At 58.6% G+C, this 12,488-nt stretch carries 12 protein-coding genes and 1 pseudogene; 11 read left to right on the top strand and 2 right to left on the bottom strand.

All coding sequences use genetic code 11. The features are described 5' to 3' along the window. Positions 1 to 436 precede the first annotated feature (436 nt). A complete protein-coding gene (locus tag JZX87_RS15025) occupies positions 437 to 1,480 on the bottom strand; it encodes an SMP-30/gluconolactonase/LRE family protein (RefSeq protein ID WP_206826493.1) in 1,044 nt (347 codons plus the stop codon). Positions 1,481 to 2,527: 1,047 nt separating this feature from the next. Between JZX87_RS15025 and JZX87_RS15020 the strand changes: the two are divergent. The 10 genes and pseudogenes from JZX87_RS15020 to JZX87_RS14975 all read left to right on the top strand — a co-directional run. Then, a pseudogene (locus JZX87_RS15020) lies at positions 2,528 to 3,784 on the top strand (methyl-accepting chemotaxis protein); the annotation flags it as partial. A gap of 454 nt (positions 3,785 to 4,238) precedes the next feature. Further along, entirely contained in the window at positions 4,239 to 6,182 is a 1,944-nt protein-coding gene (locus JZX87_RS15015; protein ID WP_206826489.1) for a methyl-accepting chemotaxis protein, read from the top strand. Positions 6,183 to 6,450: 268 nt separating this feature from the next. Beyond that, positions 6,451 to 6,606: a DUF3563 family protein gene (locus JZX87_RS15010; protein WP_206826487.1), complete on the top strand. Its 156-nt coding sequence runs from the start codon at positions 6,451 to 6,453 to the stop codon at positions 6,604 to 6,606. 276 nt (positions 6,607 to 6,882) lie between these two features. Continuing rightward, entirely contained in the window at positions 6,883 to 7,407 is a 525-nt protein-coding gene (locus tag JZX87_RS15005; protein WP_183685012.1) for a DUF2062 domain-containing protein, read from the top strand. Positions 7,408 to 7,423: 16 nt separating this feature from the next. Next, positions 7,424 to 7,828, top strand: a complete 405-nt coding sequence (gene acpS, locus JZX87_RS15000) for a holo-ACP synthase (RefSeq protein ID WP_206826485.1) — start codon at positions 7,424 to 7,426, stop codon at positions 7,826 to 7,828. Positions 7,829 to 7,953: 125 nt separating this feature from the next. Continuing rightward, complete coding sequence (gene lepB, locus JZX87_RS14995; protein ID WP_183827463.1) at positions 7,954 to 8,703, top strand: signal peptidase I; 750 nt, start codon at positions 7,954 to 7,956, stop codon at positions 8,701 to 8,703. Next, entirely contained in the window at positions 8,703 to 9,413 is a 711-nt protein-coding gene (gene rnc / locus JZX87_RS14990; RefSeq protein ID WP_183685013.1) for a ribonuclease III, read from the top strand. The genes lepB and rnc overlap by 1 nt, the downstream gene beginning before the upstream one ends. A 10-nt stretch (positions 9,414 to 9,423) precedes the next feature. Continuing rightward, positions 9,424 to 10,368, top strand: coding sequence for a GTPase Era (gene era, locus JZX87_RS14985; RefSeq protein WP_148145463.1), 945 nt, complete (start codon positions 9,424 to 9,426; stop codon positions 10,366 to 10,368). Between the two features lie 229 nt (positions 10,369 to 10,597). Further along, positions 10,598 to 10,903, top strand: a complete 306-nt coding sequence (locus JZX87_RS14980) for a PAS domain-containing protein (protein WP_206826483.1) — start codon at positions 10,598 to 10,600, stop codon at positions 10,901 to 10,903. A 27-nt stretch (positions 10,904 to 10,930) separates the two neighbouring features. Continuing rightward, a complete protein-coding gene (locus tag JZX87_RS14975; protein WP_206826481.1) occupies positions 10,931 to 11,113 on the top strand; it encodes a hypothetical protein in 183 nt (60 codons plus the stop codon). 56 nt (positions 11,114 to 11,169) lie between these two features. Here JZX87_RS14975 and JZX87_RS14970 read toward each other — a convergent pair whose 3' ends face one another. Continuing rightward, positions 11,170 to 11,553, bottom strand: coding sequence for a hypothetical protein (locus JZX87_RS14970; RefSeq protein ID WP_206826479.1), 384 nt, complete (start codon positions 11,551 to 11,553; stop codon positions 11,170 to 11,172). Positions 11,554 to 11,731: 178 nt separating this feature from the next. Here JZX87_RS14970 and recO point away from each other — a divergent pair, with 178 nt between their 5' ends. Next, positions 11,732 to 12,487: a DNA repair protein RecO gene (gene recO, locus JZX87_RS14965; RefSeq protein WP_206826477.1), complete on the top strand. Its 756-nt coding sequence runs from the start codon at positions 11,732 to 11,734 to the stop codon at positions 12,485 to 12,487. Position 12,488: the final 1 nt, after the last annotated feature.

Raw genomic sequence — 12,488 nt, 5'->3', positions numbered from 1 at the left:
ATATCAGCTTGAAACCGCAGGATCGGCCGCATTGGCGGCTCGCACATCGGATCGCTATATCGAGATCACTTGGTTGGCGTCTCGGACCGATCAGGTTTCATCCTGTTTCGGGTCTGGTATCCGCTCCAACTACCTCCTCTTCACTGGTGGCGTCCGATGGCTCACAACAAGCCATGGTTATCAGGGGCACACACCGTTCTCCCCTCGATCTGTTGAAATGCCTGGGGACTTATTCATCTGCGCCCTAAGTCCGCTGGGGAAAGGCGTCGATCATCTGAAAATACATGATCTGCAGAATGTGAGAATGTTTCCTATTGGCGCAATTCCGGCTTGTCACCCCGAAAACGGCTTCCGCTGACATTTGCTATCCGGTGAAACGGAAGCGGGCCGGATTGCTCCGGCCCGCTTCTCAATTCAATGATGCTGGTGAGAGCGATCAGACGGCGCCGCGGGTCTCGACATAAAGCGCGTAGACCGAGTGGCTCGACGCCATGTAGAGGCGGTTCTTCTTCTTGCCGCCGAAAACAAGGTTCGGGCAGCGCTCTGGCAGCTTGATGAAGCCGATCGCCTTGCCTTCCTTGTTGAACACCTTGACGCCGTTCAGCTCTTCCGGCTTTGCGCCGGCAGCACCGGACGAGCCCCAGCCGCACCAAAGGTTGCCGTCGACATCGACCTTGAAGCCGTCGAGACCGCCATTGTCGTCAGCGGTGATCAGCGCCTTCTTGTTGGAAACTGTCTTGCCGTCCTTCGAGACGTCGTAAGCCCAGACGATACGGTAGGGCTGCGCGCGGCCTTCGACGATATAAAGCTTCTTCTCGTCTTCGGAAAAGGCGATCCCGTTCGGGCCCTTCAGTTCGTCGGTGATCAGCGACAACTCACCTTCGGCTGAAATGCGGTAGACGGAATGCGGCAGTTCTGGGTCTGCCTTTTCGCCTTCCCACATGCCGCCGATGCCGAATGGCGGATCGGTGAACCACAGCGAGCCGTCCGACTTGCAGACGATGTCGTTCGGCGAATTCAGCTTCTTGCCCTTGTAGGTGTCGGCAAGAACCGTGATCGAGCCGTCATGCTCCGTGCGGGTGACGCGGCGGGTCAGATGTTCGCAGGCAATCAGGCGGCCCTGCAGGTCGCGGCAATGGCCGTTGGCATAGTTCGAATTGGCGTCGAACACGCTCCATGTCTCGTTCGTTTCGTCGAACTTCATGACGCGGTTGTTCGGAATATCGCTGACCAGCAGATACTTGCCGTCACCGAAATAGACCGGACCTTCCAGCCAGCGAGCGCCGGTGGCAACCTGTTCCAGCGAAGCGCTGGCAACACGGTATTTCGCAAAGCTTGGGTCGAGAACCTGAATGGCCGGATCGGGATAGATCGGCGAGGGGGTGAAGCTGATCGCCTGTGCGGAGGCGATCTTGGTGGTCACGGCAGTTGCGGCTGCGACGGCACCGAATGTCATGAGGTTGCGGCGGCTAAGATCCACGGGAAAATTCCTTCGATAATAGTCGTTGATTTCATATCAATCTGCCCGTTCTGCGGGAGGCGGCAATCATCGCCTTGGTGCCCTGTTAACTTCGTAACATTGTGCGCTGCAATATAAATCTGATGCATTCTCCCCCCATGATTAAGGAGGCATGAAGGCCGATGATCGGAGAGGAAGGGCAGTTTTCCCGCCTTTGTCAAAAACTATAATGCAGTGCAGCAAATGTAAGATTTTTTTATGAAATTCGCCTTAGGGTGCGACAAGGACACAGAGATCGCCTTAGTCGATCCTTCACGCGCATGATGCGCGCCGTCAAAACGGTTCCTGCATTTTTCTCCTCCCCCGAATGCGTGTTTTCAGTCTTCCTGAGAAGGTCCCCCCATGCTCAAGAACTTAAAAATCAAGACCAAGTTTTTGATGGCGATCGCCATCCTTGGCGTCATTTCGCTTGCCGGTCTGTTATTTGTGACCCAGCGTTTCAGCGCCGCCAATGAATCCTATTCGAATTTCTTGCATAACGAGAGCACGGCTGCGACCTTCGTACCGCGCGGTGCCGCAGGCATGTGGACCGCCACCACCTGGCTCAGCCGCGCTCTTGCACAGGACCCGCAATCCGCTGCGTTCAAGGATTTGTCCGAGCGCTTCGGTAAGGAAATCACCGGTGCGCGTGCACGTCTGGCACAGGTTCCGGGCCTTGTGCCGAGCCGCCAGGCCGCAACGGACGAATTGCTCGCAGGCGCAGATAAGCTCAAGGCAATCGGTGATGATCTGCTGAAGGCTCATGTTGCTCGCGACGAAGCGAAGGTCACCTCTCTTTCGGGTGATCTCGACAAGGCCATTGTTGAATTGTCCCCGAAGTTTGGTGCCAGCAACGGCGCCATGGCGGACCTGATCAAGAACGGCGGCGATCAGCTGTCGGCTGAAGTCTCATCCACCATCAAGTTCACGATTGTCGGCATGCTGATCGGTATCGCCGTTGCTATCGTGTTGGCGCTGACGATCGCCCAGAAGGGTATCACAGCTCCGATGGCGCGCCTTCGCGAACGTATGGCGTCGCTTGCCGCCGGCGATGCCCGCGCTGCAATCGATGGTCTCGACCGAAAGGACGAAATCGGCCAGATGGCCGAAGCCGTCGAAGTCTTCCGTCACAACGCTCTCGAGCGCACCCGCCTGGAACAGGAAGCCGACGACAACCGCAGCCTGTCGGAAAAGGAACGCATCGAGCGCGAAGCCGCCAAGGCCCGCGAAGCTGCCGACGTCAAATTCGCCGTCGACAATCTCGCTCAGGCGCTGAGCCAGCTTTCCGATGGCAACGTCTCCTACCGTATCGAAAAGCCGTTTACGGCAGCGCTTGATGGTGTCCGCGGTGACTTCAACGCCTCGGCTGCAAAGCTGCAGGGTGCATTGGAACAGGTTGCAGAAAATGCCCGCAGCATCGAGGCCGGTTCGGCCGAGATCAAGTCGGCTGCCGACGATCTTGCCAAGCGCACCGAGCAGCAGGCCGCTTCTGTCGAAGAGACTGCAGCCGCTCTGGAAGAGATCACCACCACGGTGAAGGACGCCGCTCGCCGCGCCACTGAAGCAGGCAACCTCGTTGCCCGTACCCGTCAGGGCGCAGAGAAGTCCGGCGAGGTCGTCCAGAAGGCTGTTCAGGCCATGGAAGCGATCGAAAAGTCCTCCGGCGAGATCGGCAACATCATCGGCGTCATCGATGACATTGCCTTCCAGACCAACCTTCTGGCACTCAATGCCGGTGTTGAAGCCGCGCGTGCGGGTGAGGCGGGCAAGGGCTTTGCAGTGGTCGCTCAGGAAGTTCGCGAATTGGCCCAGCGTTCTGCAAACGCCGCCAAGGAAATCAAGACCCTGATCAACGCGTCGAATGAGCAGGTCCAGAACGGTGTGCATCTCGTTGGCGAAACCGGCAAGGCGCTGCAGACGATTGTCGGCGAAGTCCAGGAGATCAACCGCAACGTCAACGCGATTGTCGAAAGCGCTCAGGAACAGTCTTCAGGCCTGCAGCAGATCAACACCGCGGTCAACACGATGGACCAGGACACGCAGAAGAATGCTGCCATGGTCGAAGAGCAGACCGCAGCAAGCCATGGTCTCGCCCGCGACGCCGCTTCGCTGAACGCGCTTCTTTCCCAGTTCAAGCTTTCGGTTCAGACCTACCAGTCGACCGTTCGTGCGGTGAAGGCAAATGAAACGCCCGCGGCCTCGCCGGCACGCGCCCTTGGCCGCAAGCTGGCCGGCGCCTTCTCTGGCAATGCTGCCGTCAAGAACGAAAGCTGGGAAGAGTTCTAAGTCCGGCGCGTCCTGAGGACGATCATTCCCAAGATCAGGAAAGGCCGCAGGCAACCCGTCTGCGGCCTTTCCTTTCGGCAAAATCTCTCCGAAGTCGCCTTCCACCGGTATCGTGATAGGCGTTTGAACGGACGGTGCGGCATTTTGCCGTGAGTTTTATAAAATTCGATACAACGTAAGATTTTATTATCGGACCGGGTTCTATGCTCTGCCCGGGACATTCGAGATACCCCCTTGTTCTCAAGCGCGCATGATGTGCGTCGTTCCTCCAGATCACATGGTTGGACGGCTCCTGTTTGGTTGGCTCTTTCGTCGGGAGTCTGCACTGTTGCACCAAGCGCGGGATCCCGCGGCGGCTGGTGCTGCAGCAAATAGACTTGCGCATAGTGTCTCCGAGAACCAAGCCCGGTTCCCGGCTCAATGCGCTGAGTTCATCGCGTTGTGGAGGTATCCGATGCTCAAGAACCTAAAAATAAAGACCAAATTTCTGATGGCGATTGCGATCCTGGCGTTCATTTCGCTGGCAGGCCTGGCTTTCGTCACTCTACGCTTCGAAGAGGCGAACAGCACATATTACAATTTCCTCCAGAACGAGAGCACCGCGGCTGTTTATGGGCCTCGTGGTGTTGCCGGCGCGTGGACGGCTATCAACTGGCTGAACCGTACCGTAAGCCAGGATCCACAGTCGGACAAATTCACGGAATTCGCTGCCCGCTTCAATAACGAATTGAGCGGCGCCCGCGGCCGTCTGGAGCAGATCCCGGCCATCGTTCCCAGCCGAAAGGCCGCAATCGACGAGTTGGTGAGCGCCATAGACGCCATGCGGCAGATCGGTGGGGAAATGATCAAGGCCCATGCCGTCGGTGACAAGGCACTGTTCGACAGCATGACGGTCAAGCTCGAACAGGCCACCATCGACTTCTCGGCAAAGTCGGGCGCCAACAATACTGCCATGGCGGACCTGATCAAGAATGGTTCGGACCAGCTCAATGCGCGTGTTACCGACGCAATTCGGGTCACGATCGTCAGCATGTTGATCGGGATTGCCGCTGCCATCGCTTTCTCCATGTTGATCGCGCAGAAGGGTGTCACCACGCCGATGGCGCGCTTGCGGGAACGCATGGCGTCCCTGGCCGCCGGTGAGACCGAAGCTGAAGTCGACGGTCTCGACCGCAGGGACGAGATCGGCCAGATGGCCGAAGCCGTCGCTGTTTTCCGCGACAACGCGCTGGAACGTCAGCGTCTCGAACAGGAGGCTAACGACAATCGTAGCCTCTCGGAAAAGGAACGCATCGAACGCGAAGCAGCGAAGGCCCGCGAAGCCGCCGACGTCAAATATGCAGTCGACAATCTCGCCGAGGCACTGAGCCAGCTCTCCAACGGTGATGTCTCCTATCGCATCGAGCAGCCTTTCACGGAAACACTCGATGGAGTGCGCAACGACTTCAACAGTTCGGCATCCAAGCTCCAGGAAGCGCTCGAGCAGGTTGCAGGCAATGCCCGCAGCATTGAAGCCGGTTCGGCGGAAATCCGCTCCGCGGCCGACGATCTCGCCAAGCGCACCGAACAGCAGGCCGCTTCCGTCGAAGAAACGGCTGCCGCTCTGGAAGAGATCACCACCACGGTGAAGGACGCAGCCCGTCGCGCCACCGAGGCAGGCTCGCTTGTCACGCGTACCCGTCAGGGCGCGGAAAAGTCAGGTGAAGTCGTGCACAGCGCTGTCAAGGCAATGGAAGAGATCGAGAAGTCGTCCGGCGAGATCGGCAACATCATCGGCGTCATCGATGACATCGCCTTCCAGACCAATCTTCTGGCGCTGAACGCTGGTGTCGAGGCCGCACGTGCAGGTGAGGCGGGCAAGGGGTTTGCGGTTGTCGCACAGGAAGTGCGCGAACTGGCACAGCGGTCCGCAAATGCCGCAAAGGAGATCAAGACGCTGATCACCGCGTCCAACCATCAGGTCCAGAACGGCGTGCATCTGGTCGGCGAGACCGGCAAGGCGCTGCAGATGATCGTGGCGGAGGTCCAGGAGATCAACCGCCACGTCGCCGCCATCGTCGAGAGTGCGCAGGAGCAATCCTCGGGCCTCCAGCAGATTAACACGGCCGTCAACCAGATGGACCAGGATACGCAGAAGAACGCGGCAATGGTCGAGGAACAGACGGCGGCAAGCCACGGCCTTGCCCGCGACGTTGCATCGCTCAATACCCTGCTGGCTCAGTTCAGGCTTTCCGGAGCCTCGTCAGAACGTTCGGCAAGGTTGCCGACCAAACCTGTGCGCTCTGCGCAGGTGGATGAAGCGCCCGCCGCCTCGCCGGCGCGCGCTTTGGGCCGCAAGCTGGCAGGTGCCTTCTCCGGCAACGCGGCACTCAAGAACGACAGTTGGGAAGAGTTCTGAGCGTCGGACCTGAGATGAGCTGAGGGGCATTTGCTCCTCTGGCTGCGACGATATGTCCAACCGCGGGGGCTTGCCGGCTCCTGCGGTTGTTTTTTGAACATTTTTGCCGTGTCGCGCTCGTTGTCGCCAGTTATTTGGTCAATTTGACGGCCGTCAAAGCGCTTGCCATGCATTGGGAGCAAGCCTGCACCGCTTCCCAGGCGTTGGTAAAAGAGCCGAGGAAGTCGTATTTTAGCATCAGCAAAGTAACTGAACGAAAGATAAGACGATGTTTGACACAGTACGCAAGTTTGCACGCGCCCTGCGCGTTCCCTCGGCCCAGGATCGCGAAATGGCCTATCTCAATGAATCGCGTGATCGGATCGATCTCGAATACCGTATGCGCCAGGTCGACCGCGGTATGTTCCGCAGGTCGCAGTTCTAAATCTTGACCGCCGTCGTGCCTTTGGCCAGCGAGCCGGGGCACGAGATGCTGGATAGGGTGAAAGCCTTATGGCGACCCTTAGGGATTTCCTGGCGCTGGTTGAAGCTTGGCGCGGATCTTTATCCCCAAATTCGCCACGATTTTCGGTTTCCGCTATAATATCGCTTGATCATATATAGCCAGAACGGCCGGCCCTGTCCGGATCGATTGGACAGGTTAACTGGAATGCCCTTTCGCCGTCGTACTCCTCTTTCACTCAGTCAGAGGCTTTTCGGGATGTTCGTTCCGAAAAGAGGGTTTCGCCGTACGCTCGGTTATTATCGCCTCAAGGTCATGCGCATCGGTGGTTCTCCCCATGCCGTCGCCGCTGGCGTGGCGGTCGGCGTGCTGAGCGCATGGACTCCTTTTCTGGGGTTTCACGTCCTGTTCGCCATCCCGATCGCCTGGCTTCTTGGCGGCAGCATGATCGCTGCCGCAATCGGCACGACATTCGCAAATCCCCTGACCTGTCCGATCATCTGGCCGCTGACCTGGGAAGTGGGTCAGTTCATGCTCGGCGCCGAGCCGACCTCGCGCCATATCGATCTTGAAGCCCTGTTCGCCCATCTTGACGTCTCGCAGCTCTGGGGACCGGTGCTTGAGCCGATGCTTGTCGGCTCGCTGCCTCTGGGCCTGCTCTGTGCGCTTTTCTTCTATGCCGTGACCTATCTTGCCGTGCGCGGTTTTCGCGATCGTCGCCTCGGCCGCTTGACGGAGAGGGCAAGACACCTCAAGTCAGCCGAAACCGGATCGGCAATTTAGGTACAGGATCAGCTTGATGATTATCGGCATGGGGAGCGACCTCATAGACATAAGGCGCGTGGAAAAATCTATAGAGCGGTTCGGCGAACGCTTTACCCACCGCTGTTTTACAGAGATCGAGCGGGCAAAATCGGAGCGCCGCAAGAACCGGGCCGAATCCTACGCCAAGCGTTTTGCCGCCAAGGAAGCCTGTTCCAAGGCGTTGGGCACCGGTCTTGCCAATGGCGTGTTCTGGAAAGACATGGGTGTCGTCAACCTGCCCGGCGGAAAGCCGACAATGGTCCTCACCGGCGGTGCCGGCGACCGACTGGCCGAACTGATCCCTGCCGGCCATGAGCCCGTCATCCACATCACCATCACCGATGAATATCCTTACGCCCAGGCTTTCGTGATCATCGAGGCGAAACCGATATCCGCCTGATGCCGGCGCGGAAATGCATGCTTCCGACAATGCATGAAGGTTTAGTAATCTCACCACCATTGCCGCGGCTTGGCTAAGCGTTTAGACAGTTCAGCCACTCGCCCCGAGATAGAAAGAATTTAGACGTGTCCGATAAAGCCGAGACGAAGCAACCGAATGCCATTTGGGAAAACATCAAGGTCATCATTCAGGCCCTGCTGCTTGCCATGGTCATCCGTACGGTTCTGTTCCAGCCCTTCACCATCCCGTCCGGCTCGATGATGCCGACTCTGCTCGTCGGCGATTACATCTTCGTCAACAAGTTCGCTTATGGCTATTCGAAATATTCGCTGCCTTTCTCGCCGGACCTGTTCGATGGCCGTATTCTGGAATTCAGCGAGCCGAAGCGCGGCGACGTCATCGTCTTCCGTCTGCCGCAGCAGCCGGATATCGATTACATCAAGCGCCTCATCGGCCTGCCGGGTGACAAGATCCAGATGCGTGACGGCATTCTCTACGTCAACGGTCAAGCGATTCCGAAGCAGGCTGACGGCAGCTTCACCTCGGATTATCGCCTCGATCCCGGCTCCAACGTTCCGGTCTTCCGCGAAACGCTCGACACCGGCAAGACCTACGACACGCTCGACCAGATCCCCAATTCCCGCGGTGACAATACGCCGGAATTCGATGTTCCGGCGGGCCATTACTTCTTCATGGGCGATAACCGCGACAACTCGCTCGACAGCCGTTTCGACGTCGGTTTCGTTCCGGCTGAAAACCTGGTCGGTCGCGCCAGCGTGATCTTCTTCTCGCTCGGCAACGACACCTCGTTCCGCGAAATCTGGAAGTGGCCGTCCAACATGCGTTGGGATCGTCTGTTCAAGGGCGTCAACTGATGAAGATGAAACCATTGTCGGCGGAAGAGCGAGGCCAGCTGGAAACGGTGATCGGTCATGTCTTCGCCGACAAGCAATGGCTTGACCGGGCGCTGACCCATGCCAGCACCGGCACCGCCAAGAATGCCAATTACGAACGGCTTGAGTTTCTCGGCGACCGCGTGCTTGGCCTGTGCGTCGCCGAACTCCTATTCACCACCTTCCGCTCGGCGGAAGAGGGAGAGTTGTCGGTGCGCCTCAACCAGCTGGTCAGCGCCGAAAGCTGTGCCACCGTCGCCGATGAGCTGGAACTACACCGTTTCATCCGTACCGGCGCCGACGTCAAGAAGCTGACCGGCAAGCGTATGCTCAATGTTCGCGCCGATGTGGTGGAAAGCCTCATCGCTGCGCTCTATCTTGATGGTGGTCTGGAAGTTGCCCGTGCTTTTATCCTGCGTTACTGGCAGGATCGTGCCAGCAAGCCCGATGCTGCGCGGCGCGATGCCAAGACAGAGCTGCAGGAATGGGCGCATGCGAAATTCAATACCACCCCGTCCTACAGGGTGGACGACCGTTCGGGACCGGATCATGATCCGCGCTTCACGGTAACGGTAGAAATAAAGGGCGTTGCGCCCGAAACCGGCACCGACCGGTCGAAACGGGCAGCCGAGCAGGTTGCCGCAACGAAGCTCCTCGAGCGCGAGGGCATCTGGCCGAAGAGCCAGGATTGATTGGATCGATATGACCGAAGACCACAACATTGCCGGCGAAGAAAATGAAGCTGCCGGCGGCCCGACCCATTCCGGCTTCGTCGCGCTGATCGGCGCCACCAATGCCGGCAAGTCGACGCTGGTCAACCGGCTCGTCGGCGCTAAGGTCTCGATCGTCAGCCACAAGGTGCAGACGACCCGCGCCATCGTGCGCGGTATCGCCATTCACGACAATGCCCAGATCGTTTTCATGGATACGCCCGGTATCTTCAAGCCGCGCCGCAGGCTCGACCGCGCCATGGTGACGACCGCCTGGGGCGGCGCCAAGGATGCCGACCTGATCGCGCTTCTGATCGACAGCGAGCGTGGCATTCGCGGCGATGCCGAAACGATCCTCGAAGGCCTGAAGGACGTTCGTCAGCCAAAGATCCTGCTTTTGAACAAGATCGATCAGGTCAAGCGCGAGGATCTGCTGGCGCTTGCCGCCGCAGCCAATGAAAAGGCCGACTTCGAGCGCACCTTCATGATCTCAGCGACGACCGGTTCCGGTTGTGACGATCTGATGAATTACTTCGCAACGACCCTGCCGGAAGGCCCCTGGTATTATCCTGAAGACCAGATCTCCGATCTGCCCATGCGCCAGCTTGCAGCCGAGATCACCCGCGAAAAGCTGTTCCTGCGCCTTCATCAGGAACTGCCCTATGCGTCTCACGTCGAGACGGAAAAATGGGAAGAGCGCAAGGATGGCTCGGTTCGCATAGAGCAGGTCATCTATGTGGAGCGCGAGAGCCAGAAGAAGATCGCGCTCGGCAAGAATGGCGAGGCTATCAAGGCAATCTCGACGGCATCCCGCAAGGAGCTATCCGAAATCCTCGAGCAGCCGGTGCATCTCTTCCTGTTCGTCAAGGTTCGTGAGAACTGGGGCGATGACCCGGAACGCTTCCGCGAGATGGGCCTGGAATTCCCAAAAGGTTGATCGACCAACGATTTTTCTCGTTTCCCGTGCTCTTGATTTCCTTCAGATCCGCCCGATCTGCATGGAAATAGTCCACAGACAAACGTGATATATCCTATATATACGCACAACTATACGCGGTGAACTTGACACGACGCAACTGTGGAACTTTGATCTGATTTGTCACTGGTCTGATTCAGGCTGTTGGCTGATAGGGATGGAAAAAAGCGCCACAAGGATTGCGAACCGCATGGCCACCAGCAAATATATGGGACGAGACAAAAGCGTGGATTTGAAGGACGCTGTCGGGTTCTTCAGCTGGGATCTGAGCGAAAACAAAGTCTTCGCCGACAGTGTTTTCGCCCATATCTACGGTATTCCGCCTCACGAGCTGGAGATCGGAGCTCCGATCGAGCAGGTCATCAAGCATGTCGCGGAAGACGACATGCCCCGGGTGGCCAAGGCGCTGCACGAGACCATCGTCTCCGGCAAGCCGTGTCACCAGACCTACAAGATCAGTCATCCGAGCGGCAAGAGCATTGTCGTGACGGGGTAGGGGCGCTGCCTGCGCAATGGCGAAGGCATGCCGTCGATCTATACCGGTTTGGTGACCGCCGAGGAAAATGGTGTGAAATCTAACGACGCGGATCGGCTGGCCTCGCATTGCATTGAGGCACTGAAACTTGCCAAGCGCCGCCGCCACGCCTTGGCTGAACGCTATTTGACTTCGGCGCTGGGAGCGCTTGGCCGACGGGCCGAGAGTTAATGGACCCCAAAAAGTAGATCCGGCGGCAAGCGATGGTGTGCCGCCGGCGCTTGCCGTTATTTTTGCCGCGCCATCAGCGCTTTGACTTCCTCGAAGCGGCGGCGGTTGTCGGGCTCCTGCTCGCCCGGGCCATAGCAGGTTTTGGAGATACAGAAGCGCACAAGCCCGAAGGGCGGTGTCGCCTTGTCGAACTGGCACTCGATCTCGTTGTTATAGTCTGTCGGCTTGGCATCCTCGCGGGTGGAATAGGTCAGCCGCGCGCCGGGCGGATCGAGTTCGGGGAAGGATTGCACGATCCCGGTCTTGAGCGACGGCACCAGCAGGAAATTCTTTGCCACCGCCACGCACGCCTGCTCCAGCTGCGGTGATTGCGCCTGTGCCGGCAGGAAACCGGCAAGGGCCGCAGATGCCAAGGTGGCAGCGAAAACGATATGTCTCATGGGAACTCCCTGAACCCGTTCTTGTTTGGCGAGAGAATTCCGCTGACAGTCAATTTGTTCCAATGGAGATGACACCCGATCGCAGTTTTTCGAGATCTGTTGCAGATCGCGAAACAGATTCAATCTGAACGACTTATGAGGTAGAACTGAATCGGTTCGGAAAGGTCTTCAAGTATCGATGCAGTGGCAGGACGAGGCGATCATTATTGGCGTCAAGCGGCATGGCGAGACCAGCGTCATTGCCGAGTTGATGACGCGTGAGCGCGGTCGCCATCTGGGCCTTGTCCGTTCTGGCCGCTCTCGCTCCATGCAGCCGGTCCTGCAGCCGGGAAACCGGGTCGAGGCCGTCTGGCGCGCAAGGCTCGACGAGCATCTGGGTGAACTGAAGCTCGAACCTTTGAGGCTTAGGGCCGCAAAGCTGATGGAAACCGCCACCGCCGTCTACGGTGTGCAGGCCATGGGGGCGCTGCTGCGTCTTTTGCCCGAGCGCGATCCGCATCCGCATCTCTTCGATGCGCTCGATATCATTCTCGACACGATGGATGACCCCGCAGATGCGGGCGAGCTTTTCGTCCGGTTTGAACTGGCAGTGCTGAATGACCTCGGTTACGGCCTCGATCTTACCGAATGCGCGGCGACTGGTGTGCGGCAGAACCTCAAATATGTCTCGCCCAAAAGCGGCCGGGCGGTCTGCGGCGAGGCCGGTGCACCCTATGCCGACCGTATGCTGGCCCTGCCGGCATTTCTCGGGGAGGGGCCAAAACCTGCAGCCGACCGCGACAGCATGCTGGCAGCGTTCCGCCTGACCCAGTTCTTCCTTCACCGGCATGTCTACGAGCCGCGCGGCATCACCGCGAACGACGCCCGTGAAGGGTTCGTTCAGGCAGCCTTGAAGGCGCTCTCTGCGCGCCCTGTGGATCGTCAGGCCGGCTGAC

This window comes from Agrobacterium sp. Ap1 (genome assembly GCF_017313375.1).
GTDB lineage: Bacteria > Pseudomonadota > Alphaproteobacteria > Rhizobiales > Rhizobiaceae > Neorhizobium > Neorhizobium cellulosilyticum.
Note: the sequence above shows the minus strand (reverse complement) of the source record. Positions and strands in the feature narration are given on the sequence as shown.